The organism is Ruegeria sp. D7 (genome assembly GCF_056534355.1).
Genome location: NZ_JBQFPG010000009.1, coordinates 144877 through 168738, shown reverse-complemented (window position 1 = coordinate 168738; position 23862 = coordinate 144877). Strand labels below are relative to the sequence as shown.

The 23862-nt window shown below is 57.9% G+C and carries 24 protein-coding genes; 10 read left to right on the top strand and 14 right to left on the bottom strand.

Going from position 1 to position 23862, the window contains the following annotated elements:
- Nucleotides 1–394: 394 nt before the first annotated feature.
- Complete coding sequence (locus tag ACRZ9U_RS14250) at nt 395–1582, bottom strand: Zn-dependent hydrolase (protein WP_170408470.1); 1188 nt, start codon at nt 1580–1582, stop codon at nt 395–397.
- 129 nt (nt 1583–1711) lie between these two features.
- Here ACRZ9U_RS14250 and ACRZ9U_RS14245 point away from each other — a divergent pair, with 129 nt between their 5' ends.
- The 4 genes from ACRZ9U_RS14245 to ACRZ9U_RS14230 are packed head-to-tail and all read left to right on the top strand — an operon-like array spanning nt 1712 to nt 5203.
- Nucleotides 1712–2362, top strand: coding sequence for a histidine phosphatase family protein (locus ACRZ9U_RS14245; RefSeq protein ID WP_170408471.1), 651 nt, complete (start codon nt 1712–1714; stop codon nt 2360–2362).
- 10 nt (nt 2363–2372) lie between these two features.
- Nucleotides 2373–2987 carry a glutathione S-transferase family protein gene (locus ACRZ9U_RS14240; protein WP_170408472.1) on the top strand — a complete coding sequence of 205 codons (615 nt, stop codon included), beginning with the start codon at nt 2373–2375 and terminating at the stop codon, nt 2985–2987.
- A 14-nt stretch (nt 2988–3001) separates the two neighbouring features.
- Nucleotides 3002–4057, top strand: a complete 1056-nt coding sequence (locus tag ACRZ9U_RS14235; protein ID WP_170408473.1) for a saccharopine dehydrogenase — start codon at nt 3002–3004, stop codon at nt 4055–4057.
- A gap of 3 nt (nt 4058–4060) precedes the next feature.
- Entirely contained in the window at nt 4061–5203 is a 1143-nt protein-coding gene (locus tag ACRZ9U_RS14230) for a saccharopine dehydrogenase C-terminal domain-containing protein (protein WP_170408474.1), read from the top strand.
- A gap of 66 nt (nt 5204–5269) precedes the next feature.
- Here ACRZ9U_RS14230 and ACRZ9U_RS14225 read toward each other — a convergent pair whose 3' ends face one another.
- The 4 genes from ACRZ9U_RS14225 to ACRZ9U_RS14210 all read right to left on the bottom strand — a co-directional run bounded on the left by ACRZ9U_RS14225 (nt 5270) and on the right by ACRZ9U_RS14210 (nt 7070).
- On the bottom strand, nt 5270–5470 hold the full coding sequence (locus tag ACRZ9U_RS14225) for a DUF1127 domain-containing protein (protein WP_480614420.1): 201 nt from the start codon (nt 5468–5470) through the stop codon (nt 5270–5272).
- A gap of 57 nt (nt 5471–5527) precedes the next feature.
- A complete protein-coding gene (locus ACRZ9U_RS14220) occupies nt 5528–5764 on the bottom strand; it encodes a DUF1127 domain-containing protein (RefSeq protein ID WP_170394595.1) in 237 nt (78 codons plus the stop codon).
- 130 nt (nt 5765–5894) lie between these two features.
- Nucleotides 5895–6212 (bottom strand): DUF3775 domain-containing protein, encoded by a 318-nt coding sequence (locus ACRZ9U_RS14215; protein WP_170408475.1) that lies wholly within the window; start codon nt 6210–6212, stop codon nt 5895–5897.
- A gap of 87 nt (nt 6213–6299) precedes the next feature.
- Nucleotides 6300–7070 (bottom strand): DUF1365 domain-containing protein, encoded by a 771-nt coding sequence (locus ACRZ9U_RS14210; RefSeq protein WP_170408476.1) that lies wholly within the window; start codon nt 7068–7070, stop codon nt 6300–6302.
- Between the two features lie 288 nt (nt 7071–7358).
- Here ACRZ9U_RS14210 and ACRZ9U_RS14205 point away from each other — a divergent pair, with 288 nt between their 5' ends.
- From ACRZ9U_RS14205 to ACRZ9U_RS14195, 3 genes are all read left to right on the top strand, one after another.
- Entirely contained in the window at nt 7359–7874 is a 516-nt protein-coding gene (locus ACRZ9U_RS14205) for a sigma-70 family RNA polymerase sigma factor (protein WP_370644455.1), read from the top strand.
- A gap of 10 nt (nt 7875–7884) precedes the next feature.
- Nucleotides 7885–8535 carry a ChrR family anti-sigma-E factor gene (locus ACRZ9U_RS14200; RefSeq protein WP_170408477.1) on the top strand — a complete coding sequence of 217 codons (651 nt, stop codon included), beginning with the start codon at nt 7885–7887 and terminating at the stop codon, nt 8533–8535.
- Between the two features lie 112 nt (nt 8536–8647).
- Entirely contained in the window at nt 8648–8989 is a 342-nt protein-coding gene (locus ACRZ9U_RS14195; RefSeq protein ID WP_255611950.1) for a hypothetical protein, read from the top strand.
- A 3-nt stretch (nt 8990–8992) separates the two neighbouring features.
- Here ACRZ9U_RS14195 and ACRZ9U_RS14190 read toward each other — a convergent pair whose 3' ends face one another.
- The 6 genes from ACRZ9U_RS14190 to ACRZ9U_RS14165 all read right to left on the bottom strand — a co-directional run bounded on the left by ACRZ9U_RS14190 (nt 8993) and on the right by ACRZ9U_RS14165 (nt 16303).
- Nucleotides 8993–10222: a DNA recombination protein RmuC gene (locus ACRZ9U_RS14190; protein ID WP_170408478.1), complete on the bottom strand. Its 1230-nt coding sequence runs from the start codon at nt 10220–10222 to the stop codon at nt 8993–8995.
- Nucleotides 10223–10274: 52 nt separating this feature from the next.
- Nucleotides 10275–12125: a DNA mismatch repair endonuclease MutL gene (mutL, locus tag ACRZ9U_RS14185; protein ID WP_170408479.1), complete on the bottom strand. Its 1851-nt coding sequence runs from the start codon at nt 12123–12125 to the stop codon at nt 10275–10277.
- A gap of 283 nt (nt 12126–12408) precedes the next feature.
- Nucleotides 12409–13338 carry a metal ABC transporter permease gene (locus tag ACRZ9U_RS14180; RefSeq protein ID WP_170408480.1) on the bottom strand — a complete coding sequence of 310 codons (930 nt, stop codon included), beginning with the start codon at nt 13336–13338 and terminating at the stop codon, nt 12409–12411.
- Nucleotides 13335–14540: a metal ABC transporter permease gene (locus tag ACRZ9U_RS14175; RefSeq protein ID WP_170408481.1), complete on the bottom strand. Its 1206-nt coding sequence runs from the start codon at nt 14538–14540 to the stop codon at nt 13335–13337. Before ACRZ9U_RS14175 ends, ACRZ9U_RS14180 begins: the two co-directional genes overlap by 4 nt.
- A gap of 2 nt (nt 14541–14542) precedes the next feature.
- Nucleotides 14543–15346 (bottom strand): metal ABC transporter ATP-binding protein, encoded by an 804-nt coding sequence (locus tag ACRZ9U_RS14170; protein WP_170408482.1) that lies wholly within the window; start codon nt 15344–15346, stop codon nt 14543–14545.
- 3 nt (nt 15347–15349) lie between these two features.
- A complete protein-coding gene (locus ACRZ9U_RS14165; protein WP_170408483.1) occupies nt 15350–16303 on the bottom strand; it encodes a metal ABC transporter solute-binding protein, Zn/Mn family in 954 nt (317 codons plus the stop codon).
- A gap of 199 nt (nt 16304–16502) precedes the next feature.
- Between ACRZ9U_RS14165 and deoC the strand changes: the two genes are divergently transcribed.
- Genes deoC through ACRZ9U_RS14150 form a run of 3 tightly spaced genes read left to right on the top strand, consistent with a single transcriptional unit; the run spans nt 16503 to nt 20687 of the window.
- A complete protein-coding gene (deoC, locus tag ACRZ9U_RS14160) occupies nt 16503–17501 on the top strand; it encodes a deoxyribose-phosphate aldolase (protein ID WP_170408484.1) in 999 nt (332 codons plus the stop codon).
- Between the two features lie 11 nt (nt 17502–17512).
- Nucleotides 17513–19846, top strand: coding sequence for an aldehyde dehydrogenase family protein (locus ACRZ9U_RS14155; protein WP_170408485.1), 2334 nt, complete (start codon nt 17513–17515; stop codon nt 19844–19846).
- A 25-nt stretch (nt 19847–19871) separates the two neighbouring features.
- A complete protein-coding gene (locus ACRZ9U_RS14150; RefSeq protein WP_170408486.1) occupies nt 19872–20687 on the top strand; it encodes an SDR family oxidoreductase in 816 nt (271 codons plus the stop codon).
- A gap of 69 nt (nt 20688–20756) precedes the next feature.
- On the opposite strand, the gene ACRZ9U_RS14145 is transcribed toward ACRZ9U_RS14150, so the two are convergent.
- From ACRZ9U_RS14145 to ACRZ9U_RS14135, 3 genes are all read right to left on the bottom strand, one after another.
- Nucleotides 20757–20921: a hypothetical protein gene (locus ACRZ9U_RS14145; RefSeq protein WP_170566978.1), complete on the bottom strand. Its 165-nt coding sequence runs from the start codon at nt 20919–20921 to the stop codon at nt 20757–20759.
- Between the two features lie 292 nt (nt 20922–21213).
- Nucleotides 21214–22518 carry a M16 family metallopeptidase gene (locus tag ACRZ9U_RS14140; RefSeq protein WP_170408487.1) on the bottom strand — a complete coding sequence of 435 codons (1305 nt, stop codon included), beginning with the start codon at nt 22516–22518 and terminating at the stop codon, nt 21214–21216.
- Nucleotides 22515–23855, bottom strand: coding sequence for a M16 family metallopeptidase (locus tag ACRZ9U_RS14135; RefSeq protein ID WP_170394641.1), 1341 nt, complete (start codon nt 23853–23855; stop codon nt 22515–22517). The genes ACRZ9U_RS14140 and ACRZ9U_RS14135 overlap by 4 nt, the downstream gene beginning before the upstream one ends.
- Nucleotides 23856–23862 lie beyond the last annotated feature (7 nt).

Genomic DNA, 23862 nt, shown 5'->3' with positions numbered 1-23862 from the left:
AAGGATACTGAACAGGCATCTCCCATCCCGCAAAATCAACCAACTTACCCCCCAACTCAACATGCAAAGCGTAAAGAGGCGTGCGTTTTAAGGATGAAGTCATGGTGGCCACCTGCTTTGTATCAGTTACCCAGAAACGTTCCTGTCAGTCTGACCCAAGCTGCACAGATTGCAACGATTCAGCCTAGGATTTCAGCAGATCGGCTCGATCACGGCAGAACAGTATACGGGTGCATGCATCAATAATGTTCCTATAGGAAACTTTTTTCCGTTAGGCAACACTCCTTGTTCGAAGTCGGTAAAACTGCGCCGAGCACCCACCCATCGCTGGTGGACATCCCCGATAGTAACTTGGTTTCGCGTGGAAAATCATGAAATGGTCTTCAACTTACCTTCATTCCTCAAGGGAATGAACTGCGCGATCAAGCACCCTGAGACCCGCAACCAAATCCTCTTCGGCTGTGTCTTCGGCAAAATCGTGGCTGATTCCGTCAATCGACGGGACAAAGAGCATCGCAACCGGCATCAGGCGCGAGACATTGGTGGCATCGTGGAGCGCTCCGGATGGCATATTGCGCCAACGCCCAGGCGCAATGGCCTGCGCGCCGCTTTCCAGCGCACCGCGCAAAACCGGGTCCATGCTGACGGGCTCTAACCCCAGCATCGGGCCGTAGGTTAGTGTTATGCCCTGCTCTTCGGCAATCTGCTGTGCGGTCGCGCGAATGATGTCTTCCATACGCACCAGACGCTCAGGATCGCCGTCGCGCCATTGCATCGAAAACCGCACCCGTCCCGGCACGATAGAGGACGCATTGGGGTGAACATCAACACGCCCGATGGTCCAGACGGTTTGCGGCGTGACCACATTACGGAACCGGTCACTGAGGCGCGTGTTGAACAGCGACAGGGCCTGAAACGCGTCACGTCGCAAATGCATTGGCGTGGTTCCAGCATGGTTTTGCTGGCCTTGGAAGGTGATGACCATATCGCGGATGCCGACGATATCGGTGACAACGCCGATCTGTTCACCGGCTGCATACAGTGCCGGGCCCTGTTCGATGTGCATTTCGATGAAGCCGCTGAACCGGACAGGATCAACAAAGCCCTGCGACTTCTTTGCCATTTCAGCCCGCGCACTGCCAAAGGTGACGCCTGAGCCATCAATCAGCACGTCCGCCTGTTCCAAAGATAATCCACCTGACCAGACCGCCGATCCAGTGGTGACGCCGAACCGCCCCTCCTCGTCCTGAAAACTGACGACCGAGATGGGTCGATCACTAGAACGCGCGATTTCCAGTGCCACAATGACACCCAGGGCTCCGTCCAGCCAACCGCCCTCGGGCTGGCTGTCGGAATGCGAGCCCATCAGCAATGATCGGCCTTCAGCCAACCCGAACAGGTTTCCAACCGGGTCGACATGCGGAGTCAGGCCAGCCTCGGTCATGCGCCCGGCGAGCCACTGGCGCGCGGCGATATCAGCTTTGGAATAGGCGGGGCGGACGACGCCCTTGCCGACGCCCGAAGCCCCGAATGAACGCAGCGTGTGTAGATCGGTCAGAAACCGTGTGTGATCGACAGCCATGGGTCCTCCTTGTCGGGGTGACCATAGCGGTAAACTTCGCCTGACATAGGAGTTTTTTCGGGCCCGCGTGAAAGCCCTCTGGTCCCGGCCCCGAACCTGCCCTAAGACGTCAACGCAAGAGGGATCATCATGTCACATATCACATTAGTGCGCCACGGGCAGGCCAACACAACCGCACGGGATGAGCTGAGCTATGACCGGCTGAGCGAACTGGGTCACCAACAGGCCCGTTGGCTGGGCGCGCATTTGCGCGATACCCGCCTGCATTACCCTCGGGTTTATTGCGGCACACTCAACCGGCACGTGGAAACTGCGGCCAGCATGGGGCTGCCGCAGCCAACTCGGGATGCGCGGCTGAATGAGATCGAGTATTTCACCCTCGCCCAGTTATTCCAACAGCAGCACGGGGTTGAAATACCAACCGACCGCGAAGGCTTTGTCGAGCACTTGCCCCGCACCTTTGCCGCCTGGTCCCGGGGCGAGATCGAAGATACGCCGGAATCCTTTGCGGAGTTCGAGACTCGCGTTCGCGACGCTCTGCGAGAGATAGGTACCGAAGGCGGTCCGGCAATTGTCGTGACCTCGGGCGGGCTGATCTCGATGGTGGTGCGGCAGGCGATGGGCTTGGATATCCCATCAATGGCGCGGGTGGCGCTTGCCATCATGAACACGTCGATGCATCGTCTGCACCCGATTGGCGCGCAGCTAAGTCCGGTTCTGTTCAACGCAGTGCCCCATCTGGAAGCGCCAGACCGTCAGTTCGCGCAGACCCATCTGTAAGGAGGCTACAATGCAACTTTATTATGCCCCCCACACAATCTCGGTCGCCGTGGCAATTGCGCTGGAAGAGGCCGGGCTTGAGTATGAGGCCATCCAACTGGACTTTGCCGGAGGTGAGCAAACCAAACCCGCCTATAAGCAGATCAATCCAAAAGGTCGGGTCCCGGCACTGGTTGTGGATGGCGGCATTCTGACCGAAACCGGAGCGTTGCTGGAATACATTGCCGCTAAAGCGCCCGAGGCGGGATTGGTGCCATCAGATCCGGTTATGGCGGCGCGGATGCGAGAGGCGATGTTTTATCTCGCCTCGACCATGCATGTGAACCATGCCCACAAGATGCGCGGGCCCCGTTGGGCAGACAAGAAATCCAGCTGGAAAGACATGAAGGACAAAGTCGCGCAAAACATGACTGAGTCCTGCGCATATATCTCGTCGAACGGGTTGCGTGGGCCGTTTGTTTTGGGCGAGGCGTTCTCGCTGGCCGACGCGTACCTGTACGTGGTTTGCAGCTGGCTGGAGGGCGACGGTGTTGACGTCTCGGCCTTTCCAAAGATCATCGCCTTCCGCGAAGCGATGGAGGCGCGTCCCTCGGTACAGGCGGTACGCGCTGCCGGTATGCTCTGACAAAAGGAATTGGAATGACACATCTCTGGGTCCGGGCAGAACAGCGCCCGAACGAGGAACGGGTCGGGCTGACCCCCGAAGGCACTGCCGCGTTGATCGCGGCAGGCATCCGCGTGACGGTCGAGGAAAGTTCCGTCCGCGCCATCGCAATTGATGGCTACAAGGACGCGGGCTGTGAAATCGCGGCTGAGAATTCCTGGCCCAATGCCCCGCTGGACGCGATCATCTTTGGCCTCAAGGAGCTGCCCGAGGACGGCACGCCCCTGCCCCACCGCCATATCATGTTCGGCCATGCCTATAAGGGGCAACATGCAGGACGCGCGCTTTTGCAGCGGTTCAAGGCTGGCGGCGGCACACTTTATGATCTGGAGTATCTGGTCGAGGAAAACGGCCGCCGGGTTGCCGCTTTCGGCTATTGGGCTGGGTACGCGGGGGCTGCCGTGACGCTCAAGACATGGGCGGCCCAGCAACGAAATGAAGAATGCCCGCCGGTTGGTGTTTATAAGAACAAAGACACATTGAATGCCGAATTGCTGGCCGAGCTGGACTCCACCGGCGCCGACCGTCCCCGCGCCATCGTCATCGGTGCGTTGGGCCGTGTTGGCACAGGCGCGGCTGATCTCTGCGAGGCAATGGGCGTCAGCGTTACCAAGTGGGACATGGCCGAAACCGCCCGCGGCGGACCATTCCCAGAAATCCTCGACCACGACCTGTTCCTGAACTGTATCTTCGCTCGTCCCGGCACACCGGTCTTTGTCCCACGGTCAGCGCTGACCACCTCGCGGAACCTTACAGCTATCGGCGATGTGGCCTGCGACCCGGATAGCGATTACAACCCAGTGCCGGTCTATGACCGCGCGACCACATGGGATGCCCCCGCCTTGCGCGTGGCCACCGATCCGGTGATGGATGTTATGGCGATCGACAACCTGCCGTCGATGCTGCCTGTCGAAAGTTCCGAGGACTACGCGGCGCAATTACTTCCGTCGTTGTTGACCCTCACCGATCTGGATAGCGGCGTCTGGGGCCGGGCAGAAGCAACTTACAAAACTCATATTGAAGGGATCTGAGCGATGACGATTCACTGGTGCGGCACCGGCCTGTCGGCCATCCCCGGCCTGCGCCGTCTTATTGAAGGCGGGCACAAAGTCACTGTCTGGAACCGGACCATTGAGAAGGCCAAGACAGAGGTCGGTGACCTCACCGACGACATCCGCGCCTTCGACATCGATGCATTGGGTGAGGCGCTGGGAAAAGGTGACGTCATCGTATCGATGCTGCCTGGTGACTGGCATGTACCTTTGGCAGAGTTGGCAATCACGAAAGAAGCCAACTTTGTCTCTTCCTCATATATCGCACCTGAGATGCGCGCGCTGGACGGCAAGGCCCGCGAGGCCGGGGTTGCACTGGTTAACGAAGTTGGGTTGGACCCGGGCATCGACCATCTGATGGCGCACGCTCTGGTTGCCGATTACCGCGCCTCGGACGCGTTTGATCCCCAAAACCACCTGAGCTTTATCTCTTATTGCGGAGGCGTTCCCAAGAATCCCAACCCGTTCCGCTACAAATTCAGCTGGTCGCCTCTGGGTGTGCTCAAGGCGCTGCGCTCTCCATCCAAGTCAATCCGGGACTACGCGCCGCTGGATGTCGCCCGACCTTGGGACGCGATCACCAGCTACATCGCGCCGCTGCCCACTCCGGAAAGCTTCGAAGTTTACCCGAACCGCGACTCGATCCCCTTCAAGGCCGAGTACCAGTTCGAGGATCACTGGCCGGTCAAAGAATTTGTCCGTGGCACCCTGCGCCTGAACGGCTGGGCTGAGGCGTGGTCGGATGTGTTCACCGAAATCGAAACGCTGTCCGGCCCCGAAGGCGATGCGCGCTTGAAAGAGATGTCGGATCAGTTCTGGGCCGAGAACGCCTATGACAAGGGCGAGCCTGACCGCGTGGTTTTATGTGTGGGCCTGAAGGCGGAAAAGGACGGCGTTGAAGTTTGGCACAAAACCTATGTCATGGATGCCTGGGGCGACGCGCGCGGGACGGCGATGGCGCGGCTGGTTTCGATCCCGGTTTCACTGGCCGTCGAGGCCGTGCTGAACCGCGCTATTCCCGCAGGAGTTCACGCTGCACCCAGCGACCCGAAGCTGGTGCAGGACTGGATGCGCGAGATCGACACGCTGGCGCAGCACCTGCAGATCGTGGACCACACGGCCTAAATCACAAACAGCCGCTCCGGTACCTTCGGAGCGGCTGCGTTCTTAATGCGGCTTAACCCGCTATCGTCAGATGTATTGCGCAATCACCGCTTCAACATCGCAGCGATTGATGCCCAGTTCTGACAGATCGGAATCAGAAAGCCGGTTCAGTTCCTGGGCGGCACAAACGATATCCGCTCTGATCGCGTGTATTCTCATCGCCCGGTCAAACAGCATCAATGCGCTTTTTGAAGGGGTTTGTTTCGGGGTTGGGTTGGCATCTAGCATACTCGTTACCTCAGCAAAATTTAAAATGGACCGATATCCGTTCAGCGCCGGAAAGGCTTAAACGCCGTTCAGATAGGGTATGTTCTGATAGACGTTCCGATATACGCGCCGCCTGATCTCACCACGCGGAATGCCGATATCAAAAAGCTGACGATCGCTGAGTTCTTCTAGCGCCCGGATCGTGTTCTTGTAGACCTTGCGGCGCTGCCATCCTGACTTTGGCACTGTTTGGTTCACAAGTTGGCCAAAAAGCAGATCCCGATGATCTGCTCCGGTTGCATTGACATGTGCCATGACGGTTCCTCCTAGATTCATCGCTGTGTTTGATGAACCTGATCAAAGAACTCGACATTAACCCCGACGGAAGGCCGCATTAATTTTGCTTCATACGCTAGGATAAGCTGACCCGTCGCCAGATCACCGACTACATCAGATCGTTTTCAACGTCCTCGGCTGAAATTCCCAGCGCATCCAAACCGTTTTCCAGATGGTCCGACAAATGCGGTGTTCCGATCAGATAATCCGCGCAAGGCGTCGAGGCTTCGGACTTAGCCGTCGCAATCGCTTCGGCCAAATCCTCGGCAAAAAAGCTTTCTCGACCGATCCACATGACGGCCACCAGCTCTGCTTGCTCATCCTCACCCATACGGTCGATGAATGCGCGCAATTCGCCCTCGGCCCGGTCCAGTTCACGCCCCATCATGGCGACCTGGGCGATCTTTCTTGCCGAGATTTCCAACATCTGTCTCAACTCCTCGTGTTCGCGGTCCAGGCATTTCTGCACGATCCCACAGGTGACCGTCTTTGATCTTGCGCAAAGCGGAGGGCTTTAGTGCCGCGACCGGGATACAGGCTGATCGGGAACCGGCGCGGTACGAAACGGGCTGAACCGCGCCCGTTTGAACCACAGCTTCACCGCCTGCCAGTGGATCAGAAACACCGCCCGACGCGCGCCGAACGGACGCCGCCAGAGAGACTGAAAAATGATCCGGTTGCTGTACGGCTGGCGCGGACCGGTCAGCGTGGCAATCAAACCGCCTCGGGCACGCCCATAATCGATCCAGACACCAACACGTTCGTCCTGATAGTCAAAGCGGAAGGTATAGGTGCCCTCGATCTTCTGAAACGGAGAGACATGCATCAGCTTGTCCGCAAGTATCCGATCGGTAGGTGCAATCGGTGAAAGATCGGGTTTGTGGCACAAGTAGCTATGGCGTGTGCCATAAGTGTTGGTCACCTCGGCCACCACAGCATAAAGCTGGTTATCTTTATCAAAACAGAACCAGAAACTGACCGGATTGAACACATGTCCTAACACACGGGGTTGTGTCAGCAAGGTCATCCTGTCCGGTTGTGGAATATCTTGCGCCTCAAAGCATTCACGCAGCCAGATCGCCCCGCGACCCTGACCAGGTTCACCCCCATGATCGCATTCTCGCCAGCTTGTCACGTTCGCGCCATTGATCGAAAACAGGGATGGGGTCTTGGGGTGGGCCTCGGGGTCTAGCAAGATGTAATCGACGGAATAGCGAAACGCATTCTCGACCGCACCTTTGCGCCCGTGAAAGGTATGGCCCGCGATATAATCAATTCTGTTCATGAAACAGATTTTCCGTCCTGCCCGCAAATCATTCAATTGACATGCATTTCCGCATATCTGGTATCTCACAATACGATATTCAGCCGGTTTTGGATGAAATTTATCCAACCGACTGATCCACCTTGGGTGTCCCCACGTATTGTGGTTATGTTTACCGAGACTGACACCGCGACATTGGACGAACCGGCGGCAGAAGCTGCTGGAAGAATTGTTTGGCGCGGACCTAAGCGTTTTAAGGGCAACTCGGTGAACGGACAGAATAATACTTGTGGCGCCAGAAAGGATTGGGTGGAACACGTCCGTCGAATCCGAGACGCTCAGGATCAGGCGGCCTTCGCCGAACTGTTTCAGCATTTCGCGCCTCGTATCAAGGCGTTCCTGATCAAGTCCGGTTCAGATGCCGCCCTGGCTGAAGAATGCGCGCAGGAGGTCATGGCGACCTTGTGGCACAAGGCGCATCTGTTTGACCCGACAAGGGCAACGGTTGCGACCTGGGTGTTCACGATCGCAAGGAACAAGCGCATTGACGTATTGCGCAAGCAACGCCGCCCCGAACCCGAAGACCTCGGGTGGGGGCCGGAGGCGGAGCCGGAACAGGAAGACGTTCTAGCGCTGCAACAGGAAACCGCGCAGCTGCGTGATGCCATGGCGGCATTACCTGAGGCGCAAAGACAGCTGATCGAGAAGGCCTACTTCGGAGATCTGAGCCATCGAGAAATCGCATCTCAGACCGGGTTGCCCTTGGGAACGATCAAATCACGGATACGGCTGGCGCTGGACCGCTTGCGCCACGCGATGAACTGAGATGACGAGCATGAAAAACGAGATTAAACATCACCTGACAGACGACCTGCTGATGGCCTATGCCGCAGGCAATCTGCCCGAAGCGTTTGACCTGATGGTCGCAACGCATCTGTCTCTGTGCGACCACTGCCGCGCCCGCGCTGAAAGCTTTGACGCAGTTGGCGGATGCGTTTTGCAGGAACAAGATGCGTCAGCAAGCATGAGTGACGGCTCACTGGCGGCAACAATGGCATTGATTGCTCAGGGCGCACCAAAGGTGAAACCCGCGCACCCGTCTTGTGCAGTTCTTCCGACACCGCTGCAGGACTATGTCGGCGGCGACGTGAACGCGATCAAATGGAAGCCCGTCGGCATGGGTGTCAAACAGGCAATCCTGCCCACGACCAGCGAAGCCACCGCCCGGTTGTTGTTTATCCCCGCCGGGGCAGCAGTGCCGGATCACAGCCATAAAGGCATCGAACTGACGATGGTCCTGCAGGGTGCATTCTCTGACGAGATCGACCGCTTCGACCGCGGCGATGTCGAAATCGCTGACCAGTCTATCCATCATACCCCTACGGCAGATATCTCTGAAGATTGCATTTGCCTGGCCGTCACTGATGCTCCACTGAAGTTCAGCAAGCTGATGCCACGCCTGTTCCAGCCATTCCTTCGAATCTGACCCGTCGTGGTAGGGTTGTTTATCGACGCTAACTAAATCGGGGTTTTCAATGTTCTTAAGGATGGCAGTCACAGCGCTTTTGCTGACTTTTGGATCCAGCGTTTCCGCACAGATGTCCGCAGACGTTAAATTCCAACCGGGCAATTTCGGCACGATGGTGAACGGTACTGTCACCGGCGACGAATATTTCGACTATAAACTCGGAGCCAAGGCTGGGCAGGAGATGTTCGCCGACCTTAAGGTCAGTGACACCAATGGCAACGGCGTGATCTACTTTAACATCTTGCCGCCGGATAGCGACGGCGTCGCAATTTACAACGGCTCAATCGATGGAAATACCGCCCGGATCGAGCTTCCCGATGATGGCGACTACACCATACGTGTTTATCTGATGGGTAACGATCGCGACACAGGCAAGACGGTTGGTTACAATTTGGACCTGTCGATCCAATAACGCTTACCCTTCGGTTTTGCCCAGCGGCACGACGTTTGTTTGGTCATCCGGCGCAAGCTCTTCGAAATCGAAATTGTCCAACCGTTGCGCCCGGCGACCCGCCTTCTCCGCGCTGATCTTGATTTCCGAGATATCCTTTGCAGCCTGCCCGAAATGACGGTCGAGGTTCGACACCCGGTCGCCTAAACGTTCCACATCCTTATGCAGCAGCCCCAATTCCTTGCGGATCGCACCGGCCTGTTCGCGCATATGCGCATCTTTAAGGATCGCCCGCATGGTGTTCAGCGTCGCCATGCAAGTTGTGGGTGAAACGATCCAAACGCGTTTCGAGAAACTCTCTTGCACCAATTCAGGGAACTTGGCGTGCAGCTCGGCATAGACTGCCTCAGAGGGTAGAAACATCAGCGCACCATCTGCAGTTTCACCGTCCAGAATGTACTTCTCGGCAATATCGTTGATGTGCTTGCGCACGGTACTGCGGAACATCTGTACCGCTGCTTTCAGCTCCATGTCGTTGGTCGATCCGATCAGCGCCTCATAGGCTTCCAGCGGGAACTTACTGTCGATCACGATCGGTCCGGGAGGGTTCGGCAGGTTGATCAGGCAATCAGCGCGCCGTCCGTTCGATAACGTGGCCTGCAGCTGAAAACTATCTGATGGCAGCGCCTTTGAAACGATATCGTTCAGCTGGATTTCCCCGAATGCCCCGCGCGTCTGCTTGTTCGACAGAATATCCTGCAATGACAGCACGTCGCCTGAAAGCTTGGTGATATTGTCCTGCGCCTTGTCGATGGCTGCCAGACGTTCCTGCAATTGCGTCAGCGAGGTCGCCGTCTGTTTCGACGAACCATGCAGCGATTCCTTCATCCGCTCCTGCATCTCAGCCAGAGCGCACGCCGATTTCATCGCGTTATCGGCCAGCCGGTCATTCATCTGCTGTTGCACCGATGACAGGCGGGATTCAACGGTCTGGATCACCTGCACCTGCGCGTTGGCTTGCGTGTCCGAGACATGCTGTAGGCCACCCCGCAGTTGTTCCTGCCCCTGGCCCAGTTGCTGCACATGCTGCCCAAGGTGCGCCATCTGCCGGGCCAGCGGCTCCGCCATCCGAGCTGAACGCTGTGACGCTCGAAGTGACAGAAACAGAAGCAGCAGAATCAACACCACCACCCCGCCTGCAATCAGGATGATAGGGTCATTCAATGCATATTGGGTGCCAGCAATCTCGATCATATCGCCTCAGATGTTCTTGTTTTATTCTTCATAGCCCGAGCGGGCCAGCGGATCAACTGCGGCCGAACAGGCGTTCGATATCGCTCAGCTTCAGTTCCACATAAGTTGGCCGCCCGTGGTTGCACTGCCCGGAATGGGGCGTCGCCTCCATCTCACGCAGCAGGGCATTCATCTCTTCGGCCCGCATCCGACGGCCAGACCGAACCGAGCCATGGCAGGCCACGCGGCTCAGGATCGCCTCGATCCGCGCTTGCACCATCTGGCTTTCGCCCTGATCGGAGAGCTCATCAAGGATATCGAGGATCATCGCGCGGGCATCGACCTCGCCAAGAATGGCCGGAGTTTCGCGCACGGCGATTGCCCCGCCACCAAAGGGTTCGATGGTCAATCCAAAGCGCGACAGGTCCTCTGCAACGGCCATCAGACGTGTGCAGTCACCGTCTGTCAGTTCGACGATTTCGGGGATCAACAACGCTTGTGCGGCAACGCCATTTTCGGCCATCTGGGACTTGAGCTTTTCGTAAACCAGCCGTTCATGTGCAGCGTGTTGATCCACGATCACCATGCCGTCTGCCGTTTGGGCGATGATGTAATTCTCGTGCACCTGCCCGCGCGCCGCCCCCAAGGGCAGGTCTTGCGGCTCATCCACCGGTGCAGTTTCGGGCACCGGTTCCATGATGCGTCCGCTATAGTCCTGCGACAGTTCCGCAAAGCCCGGAGACTGCGCCCGATAGGCCGCCTGACGCGCCGCGGGTGACGGGCGATCCATTTGATACACCCGCGCCGGGGTTGCAGGTGCCGGCTCGGGCCGCATCGCACCCAAGGTTGCGTTGGCCACGGTCGAAGATGCCCGGTGCCCGGCCTCGGCCAACGCGTGACGCAGGCTGGACACGATCAAGCCACGCGCGAGGCCCGGATCGCGGAACCGAACCTCGGATTTTGCCGGATGTACATTCACATCCACCAGCGTTGGATCGCAATCTATGAACAGCGCCGCCGCCGGATGCCGGTCGCGGCTGAGGAAATCGAAATAGGCCGCTCGCAGCGCACCGGTCAGCATCTTGTCCCGCACGGGTCGCCCATTGACGAACAGATACTGCGCCACTGCAGCCCCGCGCGAATAGGTCGGCAGCGCGGCATAGCCATAAAGCCTGAGCCCTTCGCGTGTGGCATCGATCTGCAAAGCATTCTCAGCGAACTCACGGCCAAGAACGCGCGCCAATCGGGCATGCAGCGCATCAAACAGATCGCCATTCTCGCGGTCGGCGCGGAAGGTCACGCGCCCCTCTCCCCCGCCCGAGACATCGCGCAGGGTGAACGCGACCGAAGGCTCGGCCATCGCCAAACGTTTCACAATGTCTGAAATCGCCTGCGCCTCGGCCCGGTCCGTGCGCATGAACTTCAGCCGTGCCGGGGTGGCGTAAAACAGGTCTCGCAACTCAACCACAGTCCCAGCGCGCAAGGCTGCTGGCTTCACTGCATCCATTTTGCCACCGGACACCTGGATCGAGGCCGCATCAGCACCCGAGACACGGCTGGTGATGGTCAAACGCCCGACAGCCCCCAGCGAGGGCAGTGCTTCACCGCGAAATCCAAATGTGTGGATATTCAACAGATCTGACCCGTCGATCTTCGATGTCGCATGGCGCGACAGCGCCAGAGGCAAATCCCCCGCTGCGATCCCACACCCATCATCGGTGACACGAATCAGGGTCTTGCCGCCATCCGCGACCTCAATAGCGATACGTGTGGCCCCGGCATCGATGGCGTTTTCGACCAGTTCCTTGACGGCAGAAGCAGGCCGTTCCACGACTTCACCCGCTGCAATCCGGTTGATCGCTGCGTCGTCAAGCTGTCGAATGACCGGCCGATCGTCGCTGATATTGGGGTTAGCATACACCATACCGCTAGACCTAGCATATGTGCACGCGATTCGACCACTGGTTTGAATTGTGAAGAGCGGGCTTTAAACGAGGTATCCGGCCAGTTTGACCGCGCCGTTAAGGGGGTAGCGACTAAGGTCAGAACTGGCCGGATATACCAGAGTGAGTGGTGGTCTTGTGGTTTCCAATTGAAAGTTTGGTATCACCGAAAATGGAATAAATCTTGTTAAGAATTCGTGATTGTTTCCACTTGGCGAAGTTCAGCCGAAACTGCGTGATGGGCGTTGGCGTGAATACGCCAAGTCAAGCCTGACTGGGCGCTCCGCTGCGGGTTCGGCATGGGCCAAAAGCAGCGGTCAGCGCCAGAATCAGGCCTGATATCGTGGCGATCATTCCTGCGGCGCTGACAGCATCCGCAGCCCCCAACCACAATGGGCCATAGCCTGCCAAAACATAACCGGACACGGCGGAAAGGGTTGCGAACAGGACACTCCAGACGATCTGGACTTCCAACCGGTTGGTCATCATCCGTGCCGCAGCTGGCGGGCAGATGAACATTGCAATCACGATGATCGACCCCACTGCATCAAATGCCGCGACAGCAGCAATCGCAGCTATGATCACCAGCGCCATCCCTAACGCACCAGTGCTGATACCAATTGTGCGCGCAAAGCCTTCATCGAAGGTTGATATCTTGAGCGGTCGCCAGAACAACCACGTGAACAGCAAGACCCCCGTCAGTGTCAGCGCAATGCGCGGCAATTCAGGTGGCAACCCTGCCAATGCCTGTAGATCCAGCAGCGATGACCAGTCCGTTGCATCCAGCCAGATCAAGCTTTCCAGATTGCCGTAAAGCGCATGTTCAACGTCCAAATGGACGGTCGAAGTGTCAGTCTGCTCAAGCAGTAGGACACCACCGGCGAACATGGTCGTGAATACGACACCCATCGCTGCCCCCGGCTCGATCTGACCCAATCGCCGGATCGCTTCGATCATAACCACGGCGACCACAGCAGCCCCTGCTGCGCCAAGCATCATCGGCCATGTTGAAATTGCGCCTGTCAGCAGAAACGCGACGACAATACCGGGCAACACCACATGGCTGATCGCGTCGCCAATCAGCGCCTGTTTGCGCAGCACCAGAAAGTTGCCGGGCAGAGCGCATGCGATGGCCGCGAATGTCCCAATCAACAAAGGCGTCAGCGACAGGGGTACGAACTCTTCTCCGCTCATGGCGTGACCTCCTGCGGGCCGCCGATACGACGATCAATCTCGGCGATCTGATCGCGAGTCAGCACGGTCTCGATATCGCGCAGCCCATCGTACAGCGCCGCAGTGGCCTCATGCGCCTGATCCGCGCGGACGATCTCCCACCGCTTTTCGTCTCGTAGGGCCTTGGCCGCACGCGCCCTCCCTTCCTCTGTTGCAACTCCATCGGCGCGCACAAGGCCGGTGCGGCGTAACAGGCGAATGGTTAGGGGTTCATAGATTTGCTGCCCCTGCGCCAGCGCCAGCAGTCCCTGCCGAATGTGCACTCGACGCTGGAACCGAAGGTGGCTGAGAATAGCTGCCAACACGCCCCGAACCGGCGCGAACAGGAGCGACAGGGCAAAGAACCCAAAACTGACCAGAACGATGATCGGTCCGGTCGGCAGGTTCGGAGCCGAGGCCGAAACACCTGCCCCCAGATACCCTGCAAGACCTCCGGCCAAACCGGCCAGGACGACCACGCGGTCGGATCGCTCCGTCCAGAACCGCGCTGTCACAGGCGGGATGATCAGCAGAGCAACAATCAGTATCAGACCAACGATCTTTAGCCCGACCACGGTCACCGCCATCACAAGCCCCATCATCGCCAGATCAATCCGATGCACGGGCAACCCGCGCGCAGCGGCATATTCAGGATCGAAGGCGACCATCGTCATCGGGCGGCGGATGATCATCACCAGTACCAACGTTGCCGCGCCACCGATCGCGATGACCAGAGCATCAGCCCATAGCATCCCAGCAGTGGAACCCAGCAAGAATCCTTCCAATCCTGCCTGGCGTCCAACCCCCATGGTTTGAATAACGGTCAGCAGTACGACACCAAAACCGAAGAACACCGACAACACTGCGCCGATCGCTGCATCTTCTGCCAAACGTGTGCGACTGGTCAGCCAGTTCATACAGAGCAAACCAATCCATGCAGATATTGCCGAACCTGCAAGCAGTCCGATCAAATTACGCCCATCACCACCGAAAGCCACCAGCACCATGAAGGCAAGGCAAACGCCCGGTAGGGTCGCGTGGCTGATGGCATCGCTAACCAGCGCGCGTTTACGCAGGAATAAGAACGTGCCCGTCACACCTGCCGAAACGCCCAGTAACGTCGCACCAATGGCAACCAGCGTGGCGTTATAGCCAAGCTGTAAGGTCAAAGCCTCCCAAAGCATGATTACCCCAGCGCGCGCGAAATCTGATCGATTTGAGCCGTTGCAAGACGTCCGCCATAAGCGGCTTGCAGCGTTTCAGCGGTAAAGGCCTGCTCCACTGGTCCCTCGGCCACTTTGCGGGTGTTGATCAGGAACACATGATCGAAATATTCGGTGACCGTGGCCAGATCGTGATGCACTACAACAACGGTCTTGCCAGCCTCTTTCAACGATTTCAGCACGGCGATGATCGCCTTTTCAGTCGCGGCGTCCACGCCTGCAAAAGGTTCGTCCAACAAATACATGTCGGCATCCTGTGCCAAAGCGCGCGCAAGAAAGACCCTCTGTTGCTGACCACCAGAAAGCTGCCCGATCTGACGGTCGGCAAATTCCCGCATCCCGACACGGTGCAGACAGTCCATGGCACGGGCGGTATGGCGGGCACGAACACGACCCAGCAGGCCCAATTGACGCGACAAGCCCATCAGCACCACATCAATCACGCGCGTCGGGAAATCCCAGTCCACGCTGGCGCGCTGTGGTACATAGGCGATGCGGGCCCGCTGGTCCTCGAGCGGCTGACCAAACACGGTCACTTGACCCGACAGCGGAGACACGATCCCCAAAGCAGCCTTTAGCAAGGTTGATTTGCCAGCCCCATTTGGCCCGATAATTGCCGTCATGGCGCCGGGCTGCACCGTCATATCGACCGAGAAGACTGCGGGTTTCTGACCGTACGAGACGGTCAAACCCCGTATGGCGAGAGGACAGAGATCAATGTCCTGCCCTTCGATAGAAACCCCTTGAACTGTGGCGAGTTCAATCATGGCTCAAAACCCCGCCGACAGTTTTCCGTTCATGCCGCGTTCGGGCACATCCGCCCCCAACGCGCCGGCAATCACAGTAATGTTGTGATCGAGCATACCGATATAGGTGCCCTCATAAGTGCCCGGCTCGCCCATGGCGTCGGAATAAAGCTCTCCGCCGACGCCCACTTTGTGACCTTCGGCCGAAGCACCCTCGATCAAGGCACGCATGGATCGATCTGAAACGGAACTCTCCACAAACACGGCGTTCAGCTGACGCTCTACCAGAGTTTCGACCAACTCACCGATCCGGTTCAACCCTGCCTCGGATTGGGTCGAGATGCCCTGAATACCCAGCACCTCATAGCCATATTCATCACCGAAATAGCCAAATGCATCATGCGCAGTCACCAGCACGCGGTTGTTTTCGGGAACGGCCGCCAAAACCTGCTTGCCATAGGCGGCCAGCAGATCGATCTCGGCCAGAAAAGCTTGTGCGTTGGCTGCGAACTCATCTGCCGCTTCGGGTCGGGCTTCGGTCAGAGCTTCCTGCACTTCGATCACGACATCGCGCCACAGAACCGGGCTCATCCAGACATGCGGGTCAAATTTGTCAGCGTAGTCGTCATGGGCGCGCAGTTTCGATGTGTCGATGCCATCCGCCACGGCAACCACTGTCCGCTTGCGGCCCAGATCGTCAAAGAAACCTTCCATCTGAGCCTCTAGATAGAGGCCGTGCCACAGCACCAGATCAGCTCGGGTCATCGCAACAATATCGGTGCGGGTCTGGCGATAAGCGTGAGGGTCGACACCGGGTCCCATCAAGCCCTTCACGTCGACCTGTTCACCGCCGACCTGGCGCGCAGCGTCTGCAATCATGCCGGTGGTGGCGACGACTTTCAGCGGCGCTTGAGCGATTGCGGCAACGGGCCACACAAGCACGAGAGCCAATGCCGTAAGTAGCGATCGACGAATCATTTCAGACTCCGAACGGTTATCCTGTTAAGTCAAAATATGAGAACCATTCGCAACTAAGTCAATGCAAATGCGAATTACTCGCAAGAAAACGACTATATTTGTCCATTTGGTCAAAAATTTGCCCCTTACGACGCTGGCACACCTTCCCTTTCGCTGCGACCCATGCGATTTTGACGCGAACCTCCAAAAGGACGGAATAATGGAAACGCAGAGCTCAGAAAGCACCGTGCGCACCCCGCATCTGCCGCAAGTGACCGAGCCCCGGAACCCAGGAATGGATCTGGATCTGGATTGGGTGCGGGCCGTGCAGGCCAACACTTCGGCCATCGAGCGCCGCGCAGCGACGCTGCCTGGTCGGCGGTCAGTGAAAAAAGAATACCAGGCCGCATGGCTGCTCAAAGCGATCACAATGATCGACCTGACCACGCTATCGGGCGATGACACGGTTGGGCGGGTTCGTCGCCTGTGCGCAAAGGCTCGTCAGCCTATCGCGTCTTCAGTTCTGCAGGCGCTGGACATGCCGCCGATCACAACCGGAGCGGTGTGTGTCTACCATGACATGATCGAAACGGCTGTGGACGCATTGGAAGGCACTGGTATTCCGGTTGCGGCGGTATCCACTGGCTTCCCGGCTGGGCTCTCTCCGTTTCATCTGCGTGTGGCAGAGATCGAAGAAAGCGTGAAGGCCGGAGCCGAGGAGATCGACATCGTCATCTCGCGCCGTCATGTGCTGTCTGGCGACTGGCAGGCCCTGTATGATGAGATGAAGGCCTTCCGCGTCGCCTGCAGCGATGCACATGTCAAAGCCATTTTGGCGACCGGAGAGCTGGGCAGCCTGCGCAACGTCGCGCGTGCTTCGCTGGTATGCATGATGGCGGGCGCTGATTTCATCAAGACCTCGACCGGCAAAGAAAGCGTCAACGCCACCTTGCCTGTGTCGCTGGTGATGATCCGAGCTATTCGCGACTATTATGACCGTACCGGCTATCGCGTAGGCTACAAGCCTGCGGGTGGGATTTCGAAAGCCAAGGATGCGCTGGTCTATCTGTCGCTGATCAAGGACGAGCTGGGCGACCGCTGGCTGGAGCCGGATCTGTTTCGCTTTGGTGCCTCATCATTGCTGGGCGACATTGAGCGGCAGTTGGAACACTATGTCACCGGCGCATACTCCGCCGGTTACCGTCACTCCATGGGCTGAGGACAAAAACAATGACAGTCAAAGAGATTTTCGAGACCATGGACTACGGCCCTGCCCCCGAAAGCGCAGCCGAGGCACTGGCCTGGCTGGTCGATCAGGGCGACAAGTTCGGCCACTACATCGATGGCGCGTTTACCAAACCCGGCAAAGGATTCGACAGCCGCAACCCAGCAACCGGAGAGGTTCTGGCCAAGCTGACACAAGCCAAACAGGCTGACGTGGACGCCGCCGTTTCTGCGGCGCGCAAAGCGCAGCCGAAATGGGAGAAGCTGGGCGGTGCGGGTCGTGCGCGCTACCTCTACGCGATTGCGCGCCTGCTGCAGAAGCACTCGCGTTTGTTTGCCGTGCTCGAAAGCCTCGACAACGGTAAGCCGATCCGTGAATCCCGCGACATCGACATCCCCCTGGCACAGCGGCATTTCTACTATCACGCGGGCATGGCGCAGTTGATGGAAAGCGAATTGCCCTATGCCGAAGCACTGGGTGTTTGCGGCCAGATCATCCCGTGGAACTTCCCGCTGCTGATGCTGGCGTGGAAGATCGCGCCTGCAATTGCAATGGGCAACACGGTGGTTCTGAAGCCGGCCGAGTACACCTCGCTGACCGCGCTGCTGTTTGCAGATATCTGCTCTCAGGCCGGGTTGCCGAAAGGCGTGGTCAACATCGTCACAGGTGATGGTGCCGTTGGTGAGATGATCGTGTCTTCGGACGTCGACAAAATCGCCTTTACCGGCTCGACCGTCGTGGGCCGTCGCATCCGTGAAGCGACCGCTGGCTTTGGCAAAGAACTGACGTTGGAACTGGGCGGCAAGTCCGCCTACATCGTCTTTGACGACGCCGATATTGATTCAGCGATCGAAGGCTTGGTCGACGCGATCTGGTTCAACCAGGGCCAGGTCTGCTGTGCGGGCTCGCGCCTTCTGGTGCAGGAGGGTATCGCTGATCGCTTCCACGACAAATTGCGTGCCCGTATGGACAAGCTGCGCATCGGCGATCCGCTGGACAAGTGCATCGACGTGGGTGCGGTTGTGGACCCCGTGCAGTTACAGACCATCAAGGGCATGGTCGAAAGCAACACGGTTGGGCATGTTCATCAGGCGGCCTGTGAGCTGCCCTCGAATGGCTGCTACTATCCACCAACTTTGATTTCAGGACTCGAAACCTCCGATCCGCTGATGCAGGAAGAAATCTTTGGCCCGGTTCTGGTTTCTTCGACCTTCCGCACCCCGGAAGAAGCGGTCGAGTTGGCCAACAACACCCGCTACGGGCTGGCCGCGACTGTGTGGACCGAGAACGTGAACCTCGCGCTGGATATCGCGCCCAAGCTGGTTGCGGGCGTGGTCTGGGTGAACGCAACTAACCTGTTCGACGCTGCTGCCGGGTTCGGCGGTGTACGCGAAAGCGGCTTTGGCCGTGAAGGCGGTTGGGAAGGGCTGACGGCCTATACCAAGCCCAAAGCCAAGGCCAAACCGCTGGCGAAGATTGAGGCGGCAATGGGCGAAGGCGCTCCAGTCGATCCTATTGACCGCACCGCCAAGATGTATGTCGGCGGTAAGCAGGCGCGGCCCGATGGCGGCTATTCGAAACCCGTCTGGGGCAAATCCGGCCTACTTGGCCATGTGGGTCTGGCCAACCGTAAGGACGTGCGCAACGCGGTTGAGGCTGCAGCGGGTGCAAAAGGCTGGTCCAAGACCACCGGCCATCTGCGGGCTCAGATTCTGTATTACATCGGTGAAAACCTCTCGGCACGTGCGGGTGAGTTCGCTGCTCGTATTGATGCGATGACCGGTAAGAAAGACGGCGCGAAAGAGGTTGAGGCCTCGATCCAGCGACTGTTCACCGCCGCCGCCTGGGCGGACAAGTATGATGGTCAAGTACATGGTGTTCCGATCCGGGGCGTCGCCATTGCCATGAAAGAGCCGGTTGGCGTGATCGGCGCCCTGTGTGCTGACGAAACACCCCTCTTGGGTCTAGTTTCGGCCATGGCGCCAGCGATTGCGATGGGCAACCGGGTGGTTCTGGCGGCAAGTGAGCCCTACCCGCTGGCAGCAACGGATTTTTACCAGATCCTAGAAACCTCGGACGTGCCCGCCGGTGTGGTCAACATCCTGACCGGCAGCCACGCAGAGCTGGCAAAGCCGCTGGCCTCGCATCTGAACGTGGATGCGGTCTGGTCGTTCTCGTCCACCGATCTGTCTAAAGATATCGAGGTCGTCTCGGCCGGAAATCTGAAGCGGACTTGGGTCAATAACGCGACGGCATTTGACTGGAGCGTGGACCATTCGCGCCGCTTCCTGCAGGCTGCGACCGAAGTGAAAAACATCTGGGTGCCCTACGGAGAGTAAGGCCCCCGTACCACCGGAGGCCTAAATGGATTTTTCAGGTAAGACCGTCATCGTCATTGGTGGCACCAGCGGTATCAATCGCGGCATTGCCGAGGCCTTTGCCGCCTCGGGTGCTAATCTGGCTGTCGCCAGTCGGTCGCAGGAAAAGGTCGATGATACCGTGGCTGCGTTGAAAGCAGCAGGCGCATCCGACGCGACCGGCGCGGCGTTCGACGTTCGCAATCCAGAGGCCGTAGCCGAAGGCCTTAAGCAATTCCACGACGCTTTTGGAGATTTCGATGTCCTGATTTCTGGTGCTGCCGGCAACTTCCCAGCGCTGGCATCTGAAATGTCGGTCAATGCATTCAAGGCGGTCATAGATATCGATCTGATGGGCACGATCCACGTCATGAAAGGGGCCTACCCCTATCTCAAACGTCCCGGTGCCAGCATTATCAACATTTCGGCCCCGCAATCCTATCTGCCTTACGAAGGGCAGGCCCATGTTTGCGCCGCCAAGGCGGGCGTTGATCAGATCACCCGAACTCTGTCGATGGAATGGGGCGTCGAGGGGATTCGCGTGAATTCGGTTGTTCCGGGCTTCATCGAAGGAACCGAAGGCGCAAAACGGTTGGCCCCTACCGAAAACGCCCATGAAGAGCTGCGCCGGGATGTCCCGCTGGGTCGCTGGGGCCAACCGCAGGATGTGGCCAATGCCTGCCTGTTCCTCAGCTCTGATATGGCCAGCTATATCAGCGGCACGGTCATGGCGGTTGATGGGGCTTTGTATCAACGCGGCTCGGGCAAGTTTGGCCAGATGATGGGTCAGATGCTGCGCGCAGCGAAAAAGGGCCAGGCTTAGGTTAGAACACAGGAATCCGATTGGTGGCAAACTTTTCAGTCGCTGGGCTTTATTTCCAACCTACCAAATTCAAGAGCTTCTGAAATAGATACCCGCTGCTAACAAAAGCGATGTCAGCGTACCGGCCACCACGTAAAGTGCGAAAGCGCTGAGCAGAGATTGACCGACAATCAAAGCGGCAGCAAAGGTTAACAACCCTGCAAGTATTCCCAATCCCATTATCGCAACTATCATGGTGCCGCTATCCGTCCCAAGCCTCGTCTCAGGAGATGTTGATCTTCTGAACCCCATCTCCGCTCCCGACTAACATAGAATTCTCGACATTTCTGGCCAAAGTATGGCCAAGGCGAGTTAACGATTACTTAAGGCGGAGAATTGCCGATCTTCTGTCTGGCGCTGCGCCCTGCAAGAGGTCACAAACTCGTTGTTTTCGCCAGTGGTTCGCATCACCCACTGCCGTCAATTCCAAGAAAAATTATTCAATAACAACGAATAATCCTGTTCGGCAGCGGGTAGATGGACGACGTCAGCCGTCCACCCCTTCCGGTTTGCCGACGATGGTGAAATGCAGACTCTCGGGGTCCAGCAGTTCAGACGCCACCCGGTTCACATCCTCCAAGGTCACTGCATTCACCTTGTCGTTGCGAGTCGCAATGTAGTCGATAGGCAGATTTTCCATCTGCATCCCGACCATGATTCCGGCAATCTGGCCATTGCCGTCAAAACGCAGCGGATAGGCCCCGGTCAAATAGGTCTTGGCGTCATCCAATTCTTTCTGCGTCACACCTTCCGCAGCCGCGCGCGCCCATTCCTGTCGGATCACCTCGACCGCTTCGGCGATACGGTCATTGGCAGATGAGACCGAGCCCAGATACACCGACGCCAGATCCTTGGGCACCAGATAGGTCGCCACACCGTAGGTCAGGCCACGTTTCTCACGTACTTCCTGCATCAGGCGACTTTCGAAACCGCCGCCGCCCAGAATGTGATTCAGGATATAGGCCGCAAAGAAATCGGGATCATCGCGATCAATGCCACTTTGCCCGAAAAGGGCGACGGATTGCGGAGTGTTGAAGTCCACTACGCTGACACCGCCGTCAATGGTGACCTTCGCCTTCTCTGGAATGGGTTTCCCGGTTGCTGGCAGATCCAACAGCAATTCGTCCAACAGTACGCCCAGCTCTTCTGCCGTGATGTCGCCAACAGCCCCGACATACAGTCTGTCCTTGGCAAAGACATTGTCGTAGGCAGCGACGATGTCGTCGCGGGTCAGGCTTGAAACGCTTTCAATCGTACCTTTACCGTCCGACGCATAAGGATGATCCCCATATGCCATTTCAGCAAAGCTGCGTCCGGCAATATCGCTTGGATCAGTCTGGTCGGACTTCAGACCCGAAATCACCTGAGCGCGCACCCGATCGATCGCATCCTCATCGAAACGCGGTTCATGAATTGTGGTCTGCAGCAAATCAATCACTTCATCCCGGTTCTCAGTCAGGAACCGCGCCGAAATGGAGACCGTATCATCTGTTGCCCTGTAGCTGAAGGATGCAGCCAGAGATTCAAGTTCGCGTGCATAGGTGCGGGCATCCATGTCGCCGGCGCCTTCCTCAATCAGGCCGCTCATCAGATAGACCGCGCCGCGTTTATCGGGATCATCCAGCGACGTTCCTCCACGAAACCGCAGTTCCAGCGCGGTGAAGGGGATCGAATGATCTTGGACCAGCCAAGCGGTAACACCACCGGGCGAGGTTACCTCTTTGATCTTAATCTCGGCCCAGGCGGGAAGGGCAATGATCAGCGCAATCAGCGTTGCGGCAAACCGTTTCATTGTGTCACCTCATCGTCACGCATCAGCCAGCCAGTGACCGAGGTTTCAGGTTGCAGCACTTCACGGGCAGCCGCGATGATCTCGTCACCTGTCACAGCCTGCAGGATGTCGGGCCAGGCCTGCACATCCTCGACCGTTAACCCGCTGGTCAACGCACGACCATAGCGGTTTCCAATACCGTCCACGTTATCGCGTGCATAGGTCTGCGCGGCGCGGAGCTGCATCTTAATGCGCTCCAGGTCTTCATCCTTGACACCTTCCGCGATGAAATCCGCAACGGCCTGATCCATGGCATCCTCCGCATCCTGAAGCGAAACGCCCTCAGCCGGCACAACGATCAGATCAAAGGTCGTGTCATCCAATGAGACCCCCTTGTAGAACGCACCGGTATAGACCACCTTCTGCTGCTCAAATTGCAGCTTTTCATTCAGATATGAGGTTGTGCTTCCTCCCAGCAATTCCGCCAAAAGAAACAGGGCAGCGGCCTTCTCCTGCTCACCGGCGTCCCGTTCAGGGGCCAGATAGCTGCGCTGCACGTAGGGTTGTGCGACACGCGCATCCTTGAAGGTCAGGCGACGTTCGGCAGTCTGGGGTGGTTCTTGCGAGCGTATCCGCTCGGGCAAATCAGGGTTGGCTGGGATAACACCGTAGTACTGATCGGCCAACGCCCTGACTTCGTCGGGGTCAACATCTCCGGTGACGACCAATATGGCGTTATTGGGTGCATAATGGGTCTGGTAGAAGGACAGGGCGTCGTCCATATCCAACGCCTCCATCTCGTGGCGCCAGCCGATAATCGGCGCTCCGTAACGGTGGTTCAAATATTGCGCTGCATTCATCTGTTCTCCGAACAGAGCGCGTGGATTGTTTTCGGTCCGCTGATTACGCTCTTCCAGAACCACGTCGCGTTCGGTGATGATATCATTCTCGGTCAGGCGGATGTTGCGCATACGATCTGCCTCCATCCGCATCATCAGTTCCAGCCGGTCAGCGGCGACACGCTGAAAATAGGCGGTGTAGTCGTAAGAAGTGAAAGCGTTGTCATTGCCACCATTGGCCGCGACAGTGGCTGACAACTCGCCCGCTTCCATTGTGTCGGTGGCTTTGAACAGCAGATGTTCCAGGAAATGTGCAACGCCAGAGGATCCGATCGGTTCATCGGCGGATCCGGCCCGGTACCAGACCATATGCTGCACAACAGGAGCGCGATGATCCTCGACCACTACGACGTCCATGCCGTTTTCCAGTGTAAATGTGGTGACAGCCTCTTGCCCCTCTTTCGCGAACAAGGGGGTGGCGGCGATCAGGGCAGCCGACAGTGCCAGGGCCCGAACCATGGGGCAT

Bases quoted from the DNA above. Each gene is read 5' to 3' on its own strand.
- ACRZ9U_RS14250 (WP_170408470.1), bottom strand. From the start codon at position 1,582: ATGGCTGTCGATCACACACGGTTTCTGACCGATCTACACACGCTGCGT.
- ACRZ9U_RS14245 (WP_170408471.1), top strand. From the start codon at position 1,712: ATGTCACATATCACATTAGTGCGCCACGGGCAGGCCAACACAACCGCA.
- ACRZ9U_RS14240 (WP_170408472.1), top strand. From the start codon at position 2,373: ATGCAACTTTATTATGCCCCCCACACAATCTCGGTCGCCGTGGCAATT.
- ACRZ9U_RS14235 (WP_170408473.1), top strand. From the start codon at position 3,002: ATGACACATCTCTGGGTCCGGGCAGAACAGCGCCCGAACGAGGAACGG.
- ACRZ9U_RS14230 (WP_170408474.1), top strand. From the start codon at position 4,061: ATGACGATTCACTGGTGCGGCACCGGCCTGTCGGCCATCCCCGGCCTG.
- ACRZ9U_RS14225 (WP_480614420.1), bottom strand. From the start codon at position 5,470: ATGCTAGATGCCAACCCAACCCCGAAACAAACCCCTTCAAAAAGCGCA.
- ACRZ9U_RS14220 (WP_170394595.1), bottom strand. From the start codon at position 5,764: ATGGCACATGTCAATGCAACCGGAGCAGATCATCGGGATCTGCTTTTT.
- ACRZ9U_RS14215 (WP_170408475.1), bottom strand. From the start codon at position 6,212: ATGTTGGAAATCTCGGCAAGAAAGATCGCCCAGGTCGCCATGATGGGG.
- ACRZ9U_RS14210 (WP_170408476.1), bottom strand. From the start codon at position 7,070: ATGAACAGAATTGATTATATCGCGGGCCATACCTTTCACGGGCGCAAA.
- ACRZ9U_RS14200 (WP_170408477.1), top strand. From the start codon at position 7,885: ATGAAAAACGAGATTAAACATCACCTGACAGACGACCTGCTGATGGCC.
- ACRZ9U_RS14195 (WP_255611950.1), top strand. From the start codon at position 8,648: ATGTCCGCAGACGTTAAATTCCAACCGGGCAATTTCGGCACGATGGTG.
- ACRZ9U_RS14190 (WP_170408478.1), bottom strand. From the start codon at position 10,222: ATGATCGAGATTGCTGGCACCCAATATGCATTGAATGACCCTATCATC.
- mutL (WP_170408479.1), bottom strand. From the start codon at position 12,125: ATGGTGTATGCTAACCCCAATATCAGCGACGATCGGCCGGTCATTCGA.
- ACRZ9U_RS14180 (WP_170408480.1), bottom strand. From the start codon at position 13,338: ATGAGCGGAGAAGAGTTCGTACCCCTGTCGCTGACGCCTTTGTTGATT.
- ACRZ9U_RS14175 (WP_170408481.1), bottom strand. From the start codon at position 14,540: ATGCTTTGGGAGGCTTTGACCTTACAGCTTGGCTATAACGCCACGCTG.
- ACRZ9U_RS14170 (WP_170408482.1), bottom strand. From the start codon at position 15,346: ATGATTGAACTCGCCACAGTTCAAGGGGTTTCTATCGAAGGGCAGGAC.
- ACRZ9U_RS14165 (WP_170408483.1), bottom strand. From the start codon at position 16,303: ATGATTCGTCGATCGCTACTTACGGCATTGGCTCTCGTGCTTGTGTGG.
- deoC (WP_170408484.1), top strand. From the start codon at position 16,503: ATGGAAACGCAGAGCTCAGAAAGCACCGTGCGCACCCCGCATCTGCCG.
- ACRZ9U_RS14155 (WP_170408485.1), top strand. From the start codon at position 17,513: ATGACAGTCAAAGAGATTTTCGAGACCATGGACTACGGCCCTGCCCCC.
- ACRZ9U_RS14150 (WP_170408486.1), top strand. From the start codon at position 19,872: ATGGATTTTTCAGGTAAGACCGTCATCGTCATTGGTGGCACCAGCGGT.
- ACRZ9U_RS14145 (WP_170566978.1), bottom strand. From the start codon at position 20,921: ATGATAGTTGCGATAATGGGATTGGGAATACTTGCAGGGTTGTTAACC.
- ACRZ9U_RS14140 (WP_170408487.1), bottom strand. From the start codon at position 22,518: ATGAAACGGTTTGCCGCAACGCTGATTGCGCTGATCATTGCCCTTCCC.
- ACRZ9U_RS14135 (WP_170394641.1), bottom strand. From the start codon at position 23,855: ATGGTTCGGGCCCTGGCACTGTCGGCTGCCCTGATCGCCGCCACCCCC.